18 protein-coding genes are annotated in these 13,735 nt (G+C 69.1%); 8 read left to right on the forward strand and 10 right to left on the reverse strand.

The genetic code is table 11. The features are described 5' to 3' along the window. The first annotated feature begins 46 nt into the window (after positions 1-46). Both FQU85_RS01295 and FQU85_RS13670 read left to right on the forward strand, forming a co-directional pair. Positions 47-370, forward strand: a complete 324-nt coding sequence (locus tag FQU85_RS01295; protein WP_145843742.1) for a hypothetical protein — start codon at positions 47-49, stop codon at positions 368-370. 25 nt (positions 371-395) lie between these two features. After that, positions 396-521, forward strand: coding sequence for a hypothetical protein (locus tag FQU85_RS13670; protein WP_255473794.1), 126 nt, complete (start codon positions 396-398; stop codon positions 519-521). On the opposite strand, the gene FQU85_RS01300 is transcribed toward FQU85_RS13670, so the two are convergent. Genes FQU85_RS01300 through FQU85_RS01315 form a run of 4 tightly spaced genes read right to left on the reverse strand, consistent with a single transcriptional unit; the run spans position 511 to position 4,140 of the window. Continuing rightward, the gene (locus FQU85_RS01300; RefSeq protein ID WP_145843743.1) at positions 511-1,527 is read right to left on the reverse strand and encodes a PfkB family carbohydrate kinase; all 1,017 of its coding nucleotides are present in this window, start codon (positions 1,525-1,527) and stop codon (positions 511-513) included. The two genes, FQU85_RS13670 and FQU85_RS01300, sit on opposite strands and share 11 nt — an antisense overlap. A gap of 29 nt (positions 1,528-1,556) precedes the next feature. Then, a complete protein-coding gene (locus FQU85_RS01305) occupies positions 1,557-2,234 on the reverse strand; it encodes an HAD-IIB family hydrolase (protein WP_145843744.1) in 678 nt (225 codons plus the stop codon). A gap of 31 nt (positions 2,235-2,265) precedes the next feature. Continuing rightward, positions 2,266-3,000, reverse strand: a complete 735-nt coding sequence (locus FQU85_RS01310; protein WP_145843745.1) for a DICT sensory domain-containing protein — start codon at positions 2,998-3,000, stop codon at positions 2,266-2,268. 45 nt (positions 3,001-3,045) lie between these two features. Next, a complete protein-coding gene (locus FQU85_RS01315) occupies positions 3,046-4,140 on the reverse strand; it encodes a Xaa-Pro peptidase family protein (RefSeq protein WP_145843746.1) in 1,095 nt (364 codons plus the stop codon). 222 nt (positions 4,141-4,362) lie between these two features. Here FQU85_RS01315 and FQU85_RS01320 point away from each other — a divergent pair, with 222 nt between their 5' ends. Both FQU85_RS01320 and FQU85_RS01325 read left to right on the forward strand, forming a co-directional pair. Further along, positions 4,363-4,611 (forward strand): hypothetical protein, encoded by a 249-nt coding sequence (locus tag FQU85_RS01320; protein ID WP_145843747.1) that lies wholly within the window; start codon positions 4,363-4,365, stop codon positions 4,609-4,611. Continuing rightward, a complete protein-coding gene (locus FQU85_RS01325) occupies positions 4,608-5,807 on the forward strand; it encodes an MFS transporter (protein ID WP_168219915.1) in 1,200 nt (399 codons plus the stop codon). The genes FQU85_RS01320 and FQU85_RS01325 overlap by 4 nt, the downstream gene beginning before the upstream one ends. A gap of 579 nt (positions 5,808-6,386) precedes the next feature. On the opposite strand, the gene FQU85_RS01330 is transcribed toward FQU85_RS01325, so the two are convergent. After that, the gene (locus FQU85_RS01330) at positions 6,387-7,112 is read right to left on the reverse strand and encodes a DUF4396 domain-containing protein (protein WP_145843749.1); all 726 of its coding nucleotides are present in this window, start codon (positions 7,110-7,112) and stop codon (positions 6,387-6,389) included. A 416-nt stretch (positions 7,113-7,528) separates the two neighbouring features. Here FQU85_RS01330 and FQU85_RS01335 point away from each other — a divergent pair, with 416 nt between their 5' ends. Continuing rightward, positions 7,529-8,092, forward strand: a complete 564-nt coding sequence (locus tag FQU85_RS01335; RefSeq protein ID WP_145843750.1) for a DUF6663 family protein — start codon at positions 7,529-7,531, stop codon at positions 8,090-8,092. Here the strand turns inward: FQU85_RS01335 and FQU85_RS01340 are convergent, their stop codons facing one another. The 3 genes from FQU85_RS01340 to FQU85_RS01350 form a co-directional block, all read right to left on the reverse strand. Beyond that, entirely contained in the window at positions 8,093-8,998 is a 906-nt protein-coding gene (locus FQU85_RS01340) for a ketopantoate reductase family protein (protein WP_145843751.1), read from the reverse strand. It lies immediately after the preceding gene. A gap of 156 nt (positions 8,999-9,154) precedes the next feature. After that, a complete protein-coding gene (locus FQU85_RS01345; protein WP_145843752.1) occupies positions 9,155-9,676 on the reverse strand; it encodes a hypothetical protein in 522 nt (173 codons plus the stop codon). A gap of 143 nt (positions 9,677-9,819) precedes the next feature. Beyond that, complete coding sequence (locus FQU85_RS01350; RefSeq protein WP_145843753.1) at positions 9,820-10,209, reverse strand: universal stress protein; 390 nt, start codon at positions 10,207-10,209, stop codon at positions 9,820-9,822. A 102-nt stretch (positions 10,210-10,311) separates the two neighbouring features. Here FQU85_RS01350 and FQU85_RS01355 point away from each other — a divergent pair, with 102 nt between their 5' ends. Then, positions 10,312-10,851 (forward strand): DUF1684 domain-containing protein, encoded by a 540-nt coding sequence (locus tag FQU85_RS01355; protein WP_145843754.1) that lies wholly within the window; start codon positions 10,312-10,314, stop codon positions 10,849-10,851. A gap of 52 nt (positions 10,852-10,903) precedes the next feature. Here FQU85_RS01355 and FQU85_RS01360 read toward each other — a convergent pair whose 3' ends face one another. Next, on the reverse strand, positions 10,904-11,875 hold the full coding sequence (locus FQU85_RS01360) for a transcription initiation factor IIB family protein (RefSeq protein WP_145843755.1): 972 nt from the start codon (positions 11,873-11,875) through the stop codon (positions 10,904-10,906). Positions 11,876-12,153: 278 nt separating this feature from the next. On the opposite strand from FQU85_RS01360, the gene FQU85_RS01365 reads away from it, so the two are divergent. Then, positions 12,154-12,750, forward strand: coding sequence for a HalX domain-containing protein (locus FQU85_RS01365; protein ID WP_145843756.1), 597 nt, complete (start codon positions 12,154-12,156; stop codon positions 12,748-12,750). 18 nt (positions 12,751-12,768) lie between these two features. Next, entirely contained in the window at positions 12,769-13,281 is a 513-nt protein-coding gene (locus tag FQU85_RS01370) for a hypothetical protein (protein WP_145843757.1), read from the forward strand. Here FQU85_RS01370 and FQU85_RS01375 read toward each other — a convergent pair. Beyond that, positions 13,278-13,712, reverse strand: a complete 435-nt coding sequence (locus tag FQU85_RS01375) for a hypothetical protein (protein WP_145843758.1) — start codon at positions 13,710-13,712, stop codon at positions 13,278-13,280. The genes FQU85_RS01370 and FQU85_RS01375 overlap by 4 nt on opposite strands. Positions 13,713-13,735: the final 23 nt, after the last annotated feature.

Consider the following 13,735-nt stretch of genomic DNA (forward strand, 5'->3'; position numbering starts at 1 on the left):
TTATGGTTCGTTGGGTTTTCGGTGGTGGCGCTCTACGCGTTGCGTGATGGCTGCACGACCACCGATGACCGACGACGGGGAGGAACCGGACGCGGTGGCGTTCGGTATCGCGGCGGTGGACGAACACCTCGGGAGCGTCGACTGGCCGGCGACCGCCGCGGAGATCGTCGCGGCGACCGACGACCCCGAGGTCCCGTACGAGGCGAGCGGACGGACGCTCGCGCTCTCGACGGCGCTCGACGAGACCGACAGCGACGAGTTCGAGTCACGCCGCGACCTCCTGGACGCCCTGCACCCCGTGTTCGAGGAACACCGGCAGTCAGCGGGGCCGGGACTCATCGCGTGGATTCGGAACGCCCTTCCGGTTTAACCGCTCTCGCGTCCTCCACTCCCGTATGACCGTTCTCGACATCGAGTGCCCGGACTGCGGGCGAGTAGAATCGGTTCGAAAGGAGGGACTGGGCCGGTACGAGTGCGCGGAGTGCGGTCGGGAGTTCTCGCGGGCCGACCTCACTCGATGAACGATCGGAGCGTGTCGGAGTCGGCGGTCTCCCCCCGTATCGCGTAGTGGGCGGCGCAGGCGTTCGCGAGCGCGAGCGCCGCCACCCACGACCCGTCTGCGGCGCGAGCGTGCGCGAGACCCGCGCTGAACCGGTCGCCGGCGCCCGTGAAGCGGACGGGGTCGCTCGTCGGTTCGTTCGGCACGAACGCGAGCACGTCCCGGGTGGCGGCGACGGCGTGTTCGACCTCGTGGAGGACGAACGCGTCCACGCCGAGGGCCGCCCGCGCGGCACGGGCGAGCGAGCCGTCGTCCGCGAACGAGGCGTCGAGCGCGTCCGCGAGGAACGCGGCTTCCCCGCGGTTCGCGCTCACGACGACTTCGTAGCGGTCGGTGAGCGCGCCGAGCGCGTCCGCGAACCCGCGGACTGTGTCAGGGTCGATGATGGTCACGTCGCCGGGGTCAAGGACGAGCACGCCGCCGTCGGGGTCGCGCTCGCGGAGTTCGCGGAGGGCGTCGGTCGCGTGCGGGACGGACGCCCAGTTCGCCCACACGACGGCGTCCGCGGCGAGCGCGGCGTCGAGGCGCGGGCCGAGCGCTCGTTCGAGCGTCTCGAAGCGCCACGTCTCGATGCCCGCGGACTCCTCAGTGAGCATCACGGCGTCCGACTCGAACTCGTAGATGTCGACGTGAGCGGGCGCACCCATCGAGTACGCGTCGAACGGAAGCGTTTCGAAGATATCGTGGTCGAGGTGGCCGGCGAGCGTGGTGTCGTCACCGAGCGCGTGAAACTGGAACGCGTCGTTCACGGCCTGGCCGCCGGGGTCAGTGGCCTCGTGGTCGACGTAGAACGACTTGGCCTCGCCCGCGGCGATGCGGCGGCCGAACGACTCACGCGAGCGCACCGCGCCCGCCCGGTCTTCGACCGTGTACCGGCGGTCGACGCTGCCGTCCGGGAGCGCCGTGGCGGTGACGGACGCGTCCAGCACTCCCCGGGCGTCCGCGAGCCGTCCCGTGCGTTCGTCCATACGCGTTCCCGGGGCTTCGGCGTGGTTAACTATTCGGCCAGCACCGCGTCGACGGCGTCGAGGAAGCCGTCGGCGTACGCGCCCGCAACGACGTGGTCGGCGGCGGCCTTCGCGGCGTCGTCCGCGTTCGCGACAGCGTAGCCCGTCCCCACGGCGTCGAGCATCTCCGCGTCGTTCGCGGAGTCGCCGACCGCGACGAACTCCGACAGGTCGTAGTCGAGGTCGGCGACGAGCGATTCGAGCGCGCGGCCCTTGTGCATCCCCGGCGACTTCACGTGGTACGCGTATCCCGTGTCGACGACGTGAAGACCGTGCGTTTCGGCGATGTCGCGGAGGGGCGCGAGCGGCTGGTCGCGGCTCACCGCGACCTCGGTCTCCCGCCAGCGGTTCACCAGGTCGACCTCGCCCCAGCCCAGGCTGTGGCCGCGCGCGACGTACTCGTCCACCACGTCCTGGGCGGCCTCGCGGTCGCCGTGGAAGTGCAGGCGGTCGCGGTCGCGGTCGTAGGAGACGCCGCCGTTCTCCGCGACGACGCGCTCGGGCACGCCGACGAACCCGCAGAGCGCGACCGGGTACGGGAGCGCCTTCCCGGTGGCGATGACGACGGGCGCGTCCCACTCGCGGAGCACGTCGAGGACGCGGGAGTCGATGGAGCGGTCGTCGCGGCTGAGCGTGCCGTCGATGTCGACGGCGAGCGGCGGAACCATACCGCATCCTGCGCCGGCCGGGAGAAAAACCCTATGCGCCGAGCCCGCCCGCGTGGACGTAGTCGAGGAACTCGTCCACGACGCCCGGGTCGTACGTCCAGAACCCGTGGAAGGTTCCGTCGTCCTGCTCGTGGGCGATGAGCGCGATCTTCCGCGAATCCTGGCCGTCTCCGTCGTACACGACGAACCACGACTCGCGGACCTCCGAAACGTCGTCCGTGTGGAAGGCGAGGTTGAGTTCGTTCCGCGGTTTCTCCCAGTCCGGAAGCCCGTACACGTGCACGTCGAGCCCGCTGTCCGCGAGCTGCGTGTAGACGCGCCACTGGTCGTCCATCTTCGAGAGCGACTGGAAGCCGACGCGGAGTTCGCCGCGGCCGACGGTGTGCGCGGCGACCTCGACCTCGCGGGACGCGATTATCATGTTGCGCTTGTTGAACGACGTAAACGTCGTCGTGTCGTCGTGTTCGAGCACCGCGGGATAGCTGTCGCGGTCGAAGTCGGGGTCGGAGACGATACCCGCCTCGAACGCGATCACGGAATCGACGTCGTCGAGGTCGCTCGCCGCCACGACATCCCCGTCGTCGTGCAGCACGGCGAAGTTCGCGGGCGCGTGCTCCCCGCGTGATTCCGCGACACTCACGGTGACGCGCTGCGGGCCGAAGTAGTCGCGAAGGCGGTCGACGACGGCCTCGTTTACGGGGTCGTAGACGGTGAGCGTTCGCCCCTCGCTCTCCACGCGTTCGACGAGCGAGCGGATGGAGTCCATCTCGCACGAGAATCGGACTGTCAGGTATATAAATCCGGGGGCGGTTCAGGGCCGCCAGTCGCGCGTCGTGTGATTCAGTCGCTCACAGCCGTCGGCGGTGACGGCGACGAGGTCTTCGATGCGGACGCCCCACTCGCCCGCCCGGTAGACGCCGGGTTCGACGCTGAACACCATTCCCTCCCGGAGTTCGCGCTCGTTTCCGCCGACGATGTAGGGTTCCTCGTGCACGTCCAGACCGACGCCGTGGCCGGTGCGGTGGACGAACTCCTCGCCGAACCCCGCGTCCGCGACGACCTCGCGCGCGGCGGCGTCCACGGCCTCGCAGGACACGCCGGGTTCGACTGCGTCGACAGCGGCCTGTTGGGCGTCGGCGACGGCCTCGTGCGCGTCGATGTACGCTTCGGGCGGTTCGCCCTCGAAGACGACGGTCCGGGTCTGGTCGCTCGGGTAGCGGTCGACGCGCGTCCCGAAGTCGAAGACGACGGGCTCTCCCGGCCGGATCTCGCGCTCGCCGTGCTGGTGGTGCGGAAGCGCGGCGTTCGGCCCCGACGCGACGATCGTCTCGAAGGACGTCCCCGTACCCCCGTGGTGTTCGAGTCGGTCTGCGACGTACCGCGCGAGGTCGGTTTCGGTGCTGCCGACGGCGTCCGCGCCGAGCGCGCGCACGTCCCGCATCGCGGCGTCCGCGGCCTCGCTCGCCCGGCGGATGGCGTCGCGTTCGGCGTCGTCCTTCCGCACGCGCAGCGCGGACAGCACGTCCGTCGCGAGGCCGAACTCGGCGTCGGGAAGCGCCGTCCGGAGGTCCATCGAGAACCGCGCCCACATCGTCTCGTCGAGGAGGACGCTCGAACCGAGGTCGAGGTCGGCCGCGACGTCGCGGACGTGTTCGACGGGGTCGTCGCCGTCCCGCCACGTGCGCACGTCATCGACCCAGGTCTCGTCGCGGAGTTGCTCGGCGTAGAGCGCGGGCGCGAGGAACGCGGCGTCGTCGGGCGTGACGAACAGGAAGAAGTGACGTTCGCCGGGCGACTCGTGAAACCCCCCGAGGTAGTAGAGGTTCGGACTCGGGAAGAGGGCGAGCGCCTCGTCCGCGTCGAGGCGGTCCTGGCAGTCGCGGGTGCGGCGTTCGAAGGGCGTCATAGCCCGGGGTTCGGGGGCCACGACCTAAATTCGCCTGACCGGCGGCGAGCCATCACGGGCCACTACTAGTCGGCCTCCCCGCTGACGCCGACGGCGCGGACGTGCGCGCGACCCGGCGGAACGGCGTGCTCGAACTCGCGTTCGGTCGCACCCACGAACCCGGGTATCGACATCCGGTAGTCGGTCGCTACGCTTTTTCCCTCTCGCGCGGAGGGGTGACGTATGGCGTTTCCTTCGTCTCTCGCGACCGCGCTGAGTTCGCGCCCGAAACAACTCCTCGGAGCCGGGTTCGGCCTGCTCGGCACGAGCCACTTCGCGTTCTGGACGCAATCCTCAACAGCGCTCTCAGATGCGCTCGCCGCCGGTGACTACGCCGCCGCGCTGGCGCCGCTGTCCGAGTACGCCGCCGGCCACCCAGCATACCTGCTCGCTATCGTCACCGGCATAGCGCTCGTCGCGTGGGCGCAGTGAGTGCGAGCGAGTCCGCGCGAAGCTGGCGCGGCGTCACCGCCGTCGCCGCCTGGCAGGTCGTCGCGTCCGCCACCTACTACGCGGTGTTCGCCGCGACGTCCTCGTTCCGCGACGCCTACCAGTTGAGCGGGTTCGAGGTCGGACTCGTGGTGTCGGTGATGACGCTCGGGTACACGCTCTTTCTCTTCCCGATGGGCGCCGTCGTGGACGCGTACGGCGACCACCCCGCGATGGTCGGCGGCCTCGTCGGCCTCGCAATCGGCGCGGCCGGCGTCGCCGCGTCCGGCGCGGGACTTCCGCTCGCCGGCACGTACCCCGGTCTCCTCGTCGCGGTGTTCGTCCTCGGCTGTGCGTACGCCACCGGGATGCCCGCGACGAACCGCGCCGTCGCCAGCCGCGCCCCCAGGGGCCGGTACAACCTCGCCGTCGGCCTGAAGCAGGTCGGCGTCACCGCCGGCAGCGCCGTGAGCGCCGTGTTCGTCACGAACACCCTCATCGTCCCGACGTGGCCCGCGAGCTTCGCCGTCATCGCCGTCGTCGGCTTCCTCGTCGCCGCCGGGTACGCGGTCACGTTCGACGGCACGGGCGGGAGCGGCCGCATGGAGTTCCCCGACATCCGCGCCATCGCCGCGAACCGCCTCCTGCTCGTCCTGTCTCTCGCCGGGTTCTTCCTCGGTGCCGCCGTCTTCACACTCACCGGGTACACCGTCCCCTACATCGAGGACGCGACGCGCGCCACCACCGCGTTCGCCGGCGCGACGCTCGCCCTGATGCAGGTGTCGGGGAGCATCGGCCGCATCGGCGCGGGCAGCATCGCCGACCGCATCCGCGGCACCGCAGAGCGCGCCAGCCTCCGCGTCCTCGCCGTGCAGGTCGCGGTCGCCGCCGCCCTGTTCTTCGCGCTCCCGGAAGCCAGGGGGGTCTGGCTGCTCGTCGTGTTCGCCGGCCTCGGCCTCGCCCTCCTGGGATTCACGGGCCTCTACCACGGTGCAGTCACGGCGCTCGCCCCCGAGGGGAAATCAGGGGCCGCGACCGCCGCCGGACAGATCACGCTCAACGTCGGCGGCCTCGTCGTTCCACCCCTGTTCGGATTGATCGCGGACACCGCCGGCTACGCCCTCGGCTGGTACCTGCTCGGCGTCGGCGTCGCCGCCTCCACCGGCATGGTCGTCTTCGCGCTCGTGCGCTACGACTAGCGGCGACGAGTAGTACCGACCGCCGGCCCCGCTCACGTATCGCACCGGCACTACGGCGTCAGCCCCCTCCTGCACGCGCCCGTCCTCGCCGGCCCGCACTGTTCGTCGGTACGTACGGCATCACCGCTCGCCCCGCCGCGGACGCGCGCACGTCCTCCGGCGTCGCGCGCTTCCAGCCGCTCCCGCGAAACGCCACTCGCTCTCTCACCACCGCCGCCAACCGCGGCGGCGGACACGCTCCGCCTCGCTCTCGGTGTGGTCGCCGTCGCCGCCGTACTCCAGTTTCGGCTCTGAACGCCCTGTCGAACCCCCAGATCGTACATCGTATGTCGCTCTATCAAATCCCTTCAGAGGGGCGCCACAGTCTCGGAGGGGAGCCAGAACTGGCCCCCGTTATCGAGGGGAGCGCGCGTCAGGAACCACCTCGCCGGTCGGCGTTCCGACAGCACTACCCCGGTCGGTGCGCGTTCTCGCCTCAGTGAACGGGCGGTCGCACGGTTCGATGACTCTGATCCGGTTCGTTCTCAGCTCACACGGAGCAGTTCGCCGGGGGACGCCTGGCACTGTTCGCGGCTGTGCCTACTCACTCGACTGGCTGTGCCCCATCTCGGCGGGGTTCTTCATCCCCTCTTTCACGCCGAAGTAGACGAGGATGGCGTTGACGGGGTACGCGAAAACGAACCCGACAGACAGCGAGAACGCGAGCGCACCCCAGAACAGGAGGTCGCTGATGTGCGCCTGACTGGCGATCAGGAGATCCGTTCCGATGGCCGCGAGCTCCATGACGGTGATGCTCGGCGTCTCGCTGTAGAGGGCGTCCAGCATCGCCTCCCCGAAGCCGACGCCCTCCTGCATCAACGGCCCGACGGTGAGCGCGTACCCGAACAGGTACGCGAGCGCGAACGTCCCGACCGTGATGACGAGCGTGCTCTGGAGCGCGAGCAGCCCCGCGAGGAGCACGAACCCGAGGACTTCGCCGGCTCCACAGCCCGAGTAGCAGTGGGCGGTCGACCGGAAGCCGCGCCGCCACAGCGAGTCGTGGCTGATCTGGGTGCGACCGGAGTACCAGTAGACAGCGAGGCCGAACGGGCCGGAGTAGAGCACGACGAGCGTCCAGACGCCCTTCATCAGCGACGGCAGCGCTTGGTTCCGCTCGCGGATGTCCCACCAGAGGACGGCGGCGGACGTGAGGGCGAACAGCGCCCAGACACCCATCGCGAGCGGATCCGAGAGGATCGGTTTCATGACGTGGCGAACTGGCGCGAGCGCGTGTTCGATCTGTGCGAGGAGTCCGTGTAGTGACATACTCATGAGAGTGATTCGGGGGGACGAGCTGCCGGTACTGTCCGACGTAGCCGCTGCAGCCCACCCGCTAGTTGGGCGGGGATACTTTAGGGAGCTGTGGCTACTAATCCAACGTGCAGCCGGGCCACCAGTGTCGATTCCGAGATATCGACCCCAGTGGGAGCCGCCCCGCCCCTCACGCGGATGAGGAGCGGCGAAACGATTCCCGCGAGGGAACGACTGATACGCGACCGACGAGCGTTCTCCGTTCCCGAGCACAGCCCGCTTACTGAATCCAGAAGACCCGGGGGACGACGATGAGCCGCTCCGAAGTCGGCGGCCGGCTGCTCGGCGCTCGCGCGTCGGCCGCGACCGCCCTCCGCGCGTCCGCGACGGACGTGCGAGGGGCTTTTACGCGTCTCCGTGCAATCCCGGGTATGTCGGAGGCTCGAACGACCGGCGAGTACCGGGTACGCTCTCGAACGCCCGACGGCGCGGCGTTCGTGCTCGTTCCGCTCGACGGCGACGCCCCGGTGCGCGTCGAGGACGACGACGCCGACCTCGCGCCCGGGAACCGCGTTCGGGCGACGCTCGCCTGGAACGACGGCACCGCGCGCTTCGATGACTACGAGGCCGTCGATGACACCCGAATCACGTACGTCCGCGGCGCGACCGGCCTGTTCGAGGACGCGCTCGACACCATGGAGGAAGCCCGCCGCGAGAACCTCGGCGTGAACTCCCAAACCACGTACAGCACGGACGGCGACCCGAACGGCGCAGTCTACGCGTTCGCCAGTCAGCCCGGCGAGCGCGACCTCTACACCGAGTTCCGGGACGGCACCGCGCCGCTCGAACCGCTCCTCGACCGACTGGACGACTTCGAAGACTGCCCCCACCACGTGTTCGTCCTCGACCCCGCCGAACACGACTTCCTCGTGCTCTACCTCGTCCTCCGCCGCGACAGCGTCCTCGAACGCACCGTCTTGGACACCTACGCCTGACTACGATTCGGCGAGTCGCACGAGGTCGGTCAGCGTCTCGTTCACCGGCGTGTCGATGCCGTGGTCGCGGCCGCGCGAGACGATTTCGCCGTTCAGCGCGTCGATTTCGGTTCTCCGCCCGCGGTCGAGGTCCTGGCGCATCGAGGAGCGGTTTTCGGCGGTGCGGCGGGCGACCCGGGACGCGGCCGCGACGGGGTCGGTAGTGAGTTCGATACCCTCGGCGTCCGCGACGGCGGCGGCTTCCTCGACGGCGCGGCGGAGCACGCGCTCGCCGGGGTCGGTGTCGGCGAGGCGGCCGTTCGGCACGCCCGCGAGCGCGGTCGCGGCGTTGATGCCGGCGTTCACGAGGACTTTCTCCCAGACGGCGCGCGCCGCGTCCGCAACCACGTCGGTCTCGATGCCGGCGTCGGTCAGCGCGCGGGCGAGCGCGGTCGCCGCCTCACTGGTGTCGGTGACGTAGTTCCCCACGACCGTGTCGCCGACGCCCGCGTGTCGGACGTGACCGGGCGCTTCGAGCGTCGCGCCGTGACTCGTCGTCCCCGCGAGTACGCGGGACGCGGGCACGAACTCCGCGATAGTCTCCGCGTTCCCGAGGCCGTTCTGGAACGTGCAGACCGCCGCGCCGTCGAGGAGCGCGTCGGCGTCGGCGAGCGCGCTCCGCGTGTCGTAGGCCTTCACGCACACCAAGACGACGTCCACGGGGCCGACGCTGTCGGGGTGTGTCGTCACGTCCACGGGAACGCGCTCCGTCGTTCCGTCGGGGAGCGTGAGGCGAAGCCCGTCCCGGGCGAGGGCGGTGACGTGGTCGCCCGGCCGACCGACGAGCGTCACGTCGACGCCGCTCCGATCGAGACGACCGCCGAACAGCGACCCGATAGCACCCGGGCCGAGCACTGCGACGCGCATACCCGGCGAAACGACGGCCGCGTACAAAAGCCCTGGAAGTCGGCTTCGCGGAACGCCTCCTCCGCGGCGTCCAGGTCGTCTATCCGCGCCTGCGTTCGGGCGTGGAGGCCGTTCGCGTGCTCGTGAAGCCGAGCGGCCTAACTACCGTGTGGCCGGTTAGTGGAGGGTGACGCGCGCCGCTGCGACGCGCCGACCGCTGTCCGTGTCGACGAGCGTGAGTAGGTACGTGCCGCCGCTCTCTAGCCCCGAATTTTCGGCGTCGGTTTCCACCACTCGAATCGTGTCGCCGGGCGCGAACGTGCCGAATGCCGGTGGAACGCTCTCGTTTTCGTGTGCGACGAGACTCGTGTCCCGCCACTGCGGGCTTTCGAGCGTCCGGATCGGCGTGGCGTTCCGGTAGACGACGAGGCGGAGCGACCGGTAGTCGATCGCCGACCCGCCGGTGTGACGGACGACGAACGCGGCCTCCGATTCGGCCTCCGAGAGGGACGCGGGCGCGTCCGCGAAGGCGGCGGTCAGCGTGTCGTTCGAACCGAACTCGGCTCGCTCCGGGGTAGTCTGGAGCGCCCAGAGGCCGTACGTGCCACCGGCGAGCACCAGCACACCGAGAACGGCCGCCGCGAGCAACACGCGACGCCGGGGGTTCGCGGCCGAGTCGTACGCGGGCGTGTCAGTCACGTTCCCGGATAGGGCGGCGTGGCCCCGACGCGTGTTCGCCGACAGACCGCGGGCGGTTCGAAACGCTCGTCGCCGCGTACCTCCGTGGTTCGGTAGCCGACCCCCCAACGGAGGACGCCTCGCGCGTTAGCGCGGGGAGGCTGTCAATCCGCGCCGCAGACGATGACCGGGCGATCCGCACCGAGGATGACCGCCTGCGTCACGCTCCCGAAGAGAGCTTTTCCGGTGGGCGTGCGCTTGCGGGACGCGACGCAGATGGCGTCCACGCCGAGGTCGCGGGCCGTGTCGAGAATCGCCTCCGAGGGGTCGCCGCTCGTCTCGTGCAGTGTCACCTCGATCCCGGCGTCCTCCAGGGTTTCCTTCGCGTGTCGCGCGGACGCGAGCTGGCCGATGGACGCCCCGGTCGGGTTGTCGGTGAAGTCGTGGAAGACGTGCGCGTGGATTTCGTCCCGCCCGGGGAGGTCGATCACCGCGTCGACCTGGGCGTTCGCGTGCTCGTCCTCCTCGTCGACCGCGAGCAGTATCTCGTACATCGTCCCGGTGTGCGCACCCGAGAGGCATACCGCTTTGGGTGAGTGTCACTTCCGTGCAGGGTCGAGCGCACCGCTTACGGCGCTCGCGGACGAACGGCGGGTATGGCCGAACCCGACCTCGACCGCGACGCGTGGCGCGAGCGCGTCCGCGAGCACCGCGCGGAGAAACGCCGGTTCGTCCGGGAGAACATGGAACTCCCGGAGACCGGCGACGACCTCGAATTCTACGACCTCGACCCCGACCTCCGTGTGGTCGCGCGCCTCCAGCGCGCGCAGAACCCCGAGGTGGTGCGGGTGGAGCTCACGCGCGGCCCCGCCGCGGAGTACGAACGCGTCGCGACCCTCGGGTTCACGCTCGACGGCGAGCATCACGTACTCGCGGGCTACCACGCCCCAAAGCAGAACGGCCTGTTCGTGCCGTTCACCGACGAAACGTCGGGCGGCGAGACGCCGGAGATCGGCCGGTACGTCGAACTCGACGTCGACGGCGTTGCGTCGGGGAGTCAGGTCGCGCTCGACTTCAATCTCGCCTACCTGCCGTTCTGCGCGCTGGACGAGAGTTACGCGAGCCCCGTGCCGCCGGCGCGAAACCACGTGCCTGCGGCTGTCCGGGCGGGAGAGAAACACGTCGAAGTCGAATAAGAGTCGACGACCGAAGCGTGGAGAGAGCGAGAGTCAGCGACCGCCGGCGGCGTTACGCGCCGACGTCGGTTGCTTCGAGGAGTTCCTGATAGCGGTTCCGAATCGTGACTTCGCTCACGTCGGTGACCTCGCTGACCTCGCTCTGCGTGACCTTCTGGTTCACGAGCAGGCTCGCGGCGTAGATGGCGGCCGCCGCGAGGCCGACGGGGGACTTTCCGCTCGTGACGCCCTGTTCCTGGGCGTTCGAGAGGAGTTCGCGGGCGCGGCGTTCGACCTCGTCCGAGAGGTCGAGGTCGCTCGCGAACCGCGGGACGTAGCTCGCGGGGTCGGCGGGCGCGACTTCGAGGCTGAGTTCGCGCACGATGTAGCGGTACGTGCGCTTGAACTCCATCTCGTCGATGCGGCTGACGGTCGCGACCTCGTCGATGCTGCGCGGGGTCTGCATCTGGCGGGCCGCCGCGTAGACGGACGCGGTGGCGACGCCCTCGATGCTCCGTCCGGGAAGCAAGTCCTCGTCGAGCGCGCGCCGATAGATGACCGACGCCGTCTCCCGTACTTCCTTGGGGAGGCCGAGCGCGCTGCTCATGCGTTCGATTTCGCCGAGCGCCTGCTTGAGGTTCCGCTCTTTCGAGTTCCGGGTGCGGAAGCGCTCGTTCCACGTGCGCAGGCGCTGCATCTTCTGGCGCTGGCGGCTGGACAGGCTGTTGCCGTAGGCGTCCTTGTCCTGCCAGCCGATGTTCGTGGAGAGGCCCTTGTCGTGCATCATGTTCGTGGTGGGTGCGCCCACGCGGCTCTTCTCGTCCTTCTCCGCGGAGTCAAAGGCGCGCCACTCGGGGCCACGGTCGATGCCGTCCTCCTCGATGACGAGACCACATTCGGCGCAGACGGTCTCGCCGTGTTCCTCGTCGTTGACGAGTTTTCCACCGCACTCGGGGCACGTGGTGGTGTTCGCTCGCTCGTCGCTGGTCTCTTCTTCGGTGCGCTGGCGGTCGCTGGAGTACGTTCGTATCGTAGTCTCGCTCATGGTGAATCTCCGAAAGCGAGGGAAAGCTTCAAACGCCTTTCCCTCACGCTTCCTAACCATCGATAGGTTCGAAACAAACTTAAACCTTTCGCAAACCTTGTGTAACTCTAGCATGCAGATATCACCGGTAGACGTTTCCTACCCCACACAACCTCTGCTTTTAGTCCAGCCGAAAAACCGGTAGCTGGAGCGTAAGGTTTAGAACTCCCCCGCGGCAGCCATCCATCACTCCCCCAACCAATAATTTTATCCCCGAACGAGGGAAACATTAATCCCGTATGGTGGGGCAGACGCCGTGTCCGACAGTTCTCGTCGTCGACGAGGCCGACCGACACGACCGCTATCGGTCGTGGCTACCGGGATACGACGTCCGTACCGTCGAAACCGAGCGAGCGGCCGCTGACGCTCTTTCCGAGGGCGTGAACGTCCTCCTCCTCAACGCGTGCAGGCACCGCGACAGCGCGCTCGTGGAGCGAAGCCACCGACACGGCGCTCGCGTCGCCCTGCTCGCCGCCGACAACGGCGGCAGCGTCCACGGGCTCAACGCCAGCGTCCCCAGGCCAGTCGACCGCGAGAGCGTCGTGGCCACCGTCGAAACCCTGCTCGCGCACACCACGTACGACGCCGCCCTCGACGAACTCTTCGTGCTGTGCAAGCGCCGCGCCGCCCTCCTCGACGGGAACGCAGACCGCTCGGAAACGGTCGCCGCGCTCTCCCGGCGCATCGACGCCCTCATTACCGAACTCGACACCACCATTGCGGAGTTCGCGACCGACGACTTCCGCACTGCCTTCCGCGACGTCGACACCCCGCAGTCAGACGGCGAAACCGGAAGATGGCGTCGACGGAAGACTTATTCAGACAGAACGCAGTGACCAAAGCGAGAGGCGACAATGCCGGAATGTGCTTACATAACAGTGCTCGCGCTCGGCGGCCCGCAGAACTCGGTCCGCCAGTACGCCGAGAGCGCCGACCACGACGTGCACACCGGCACCCTCAACGACGTCGACGACAGCGTCGACGTCCTCGTCCTCGACGACACCACCGACTGCTCTCCGCACCGCGTCCTCGAACACATCCGGGAACACGGCTACGACTGCGGTGTCCTCCTCCTGGGTGACCGCGACGAGACCACGCGCGGCGTCGACATCACGCTTCCCGCGGACGCGTCCACCGAGGAGATCCGGACGGGCGTCGTGCGAGTCGCTCGCCGCGTCGCGTACGAAGCCGTGCTGGACGACCTCTTCGACCTCTGCGAGCGTCGCGCCGACCTGCTCGACGACGGCGACGAGGACGCGCTCGACGCGGTGTCCGACCGCATCCGCGAGCGCCGCGAGTGCACGGACGACATCGCGGCGAGGTTCGACGAAGCGGACTACCGCGCGGCGTTCCGCGACCTCGACTAGCCGTCCAGGTCGCGCGCGATAGCTGCGAGGCTGTCGCTCGGTTTCTCCGTCGCGTCGTAGTACGCGGTCGTTCCCGGTTCTCGGAGACCGTACGCGTACCCCGCTTCGACGATATCGACGTACACGGAGCGACCGATGTCGAGGTCGGTTTGGTCGAGCCAGGCGACCAGGTGGTTCTCGCCCTCGCCCGGCGTGCGCGCGAGCCGCGGCGTCTCGTACGCGCCACGAATCACGGGCGCACCGCCGCTCTCCTCGATTCGAGCGCGGTACTCGGTGCCGTCGACGGCGAGGCGAACGACCTCCCCGACGGGAACGCGCTCTGCGACGCCTTCGGGCAGTTCTATCTGCGGTCGCGTGGTGCCACCGTACCGGCCGATAGTCGCGGTGGCCGTCTCGACCGCGGGATTGTCGGACGCGATTCTGTCGGGCATACGCGAGAGATATAACCGTGGAG

The organism is Salarchaeum sp. JOR-1, assembly GCF_007833275.1.
Taxonomy (GTDB): domain Archaea; phylum Halobacteriota; class Halobacteria; order Halobacteriales; family Halobacteriaceae; genus Salarchaeum.

Coding starts and splice junctions, on each gene's coding strand:
- FQU85_RS01310 (WP_145843745.1), bottom strand. CDS start 3,000: ATGGACTCCATCCGCTCGCTCGTCGAACGCGTGGAGAGCGAGGGGCGA.
- FQU85_RS13670 (WP_255473794.1), top strand. CDS start 396: ATGACCGTTCTCGACATCGAGTGCCCGGACTGCGGGCGAGTAGAATCG.
- FQU85_RS01350 (WP_145843753.1), bottom strand. CDS start 10,209: ATGTACGAGATACTGCTCGCGGTCGACGAGGAGGACGAGCACGCGAAC.
- FQU85_RS01315 (WP_145843746.1), bottom strand. CDS start 4,140: ATGACGCCCTTCGAACGCCGCACCCGCGACTGCCAGGACCGCCTCGAC.
- FQU85_RS01360 (WP_145843755.1), bottom strand. CDS start 11,875: ATGAGCGAGACTACGATACGAACGTACTCCAGCGACCGCCAGCGCACC.
- FQU85_RS01295 (WP_145843742.1), top strand. CDS start 47: ATGGCTGCACGACCACCGATGACCGACGACGGGGAGGAACCGGACGCG.
- FQU85_RS01305 (WP_145843744.1), bottom strand. CDS start 2,234: ATGGTTCCGCCGCTCGCCGTCGACATCGACGGCACGCTCAGCCGCGAC.
- FQU85_RS01365 (WP_145843756.1), top strand. CDS start 12,154: ATGGTGGGGCAGACGCCGTGTCCGACAGTTCTCGTCGTCGACGAGGCC.
- FQU85_RS01330 (WP_145843749.1), bottom strand. CDS start 7,112: ATGTCACTACACGGACTCCTCGCACAGATCGAACACGCGCTCGCGCCA.
- FQU85_RS01375 (WP_145843758.1), bottom strand. CDS start 13,712: ATGCCCGACAGAATCGCGTCCGACAATCCCGCGGTCGAGACGGCCACC.
- FQU85_RS01300 (WP_145843743.1), bottom strand. CDS start 1,527: ATGGACGAACGCACGGGACGGCTCGCGGACGCCCGGGGAGTGCTGGAC.
- FQU85_RS01355 (WP_145843754.1), top strand. CDS start 10,312: ATGGCCGAACCCGACCTCGACCGCGACGCGTGGCGCGAGCGCGTCCGC.
- FQU85_RS01340 (WP_145843751.1), bottom strand. CDS start 8,998: ATGCGCGTCGCAGTGCTCGGCCCGGGTGCTATCGGGTCGCTGTTCGGC.
- FQU85_RS01370 (WP_145843757.1), top strand. CDS start 12,769: ATGCCGGAATGTGCTTACATAACAGTGCTCGCGCTCGGCGGCCCGCAG.
- FQU85_RS01320 (WP_145843747.1), top strand. CDS start 4,363: ATGGCGTTTCCTTCGTCTCTCGCGACCGCGCTGAGTTCGCGCCCGAAA.
- FQU85_RS01335 (WP_145843750.1), top strand. CDS start 7,529: ATGTCGGAGGCTCGAACGACCGGCGAGTACCGGGTACGCTCTCGAACG.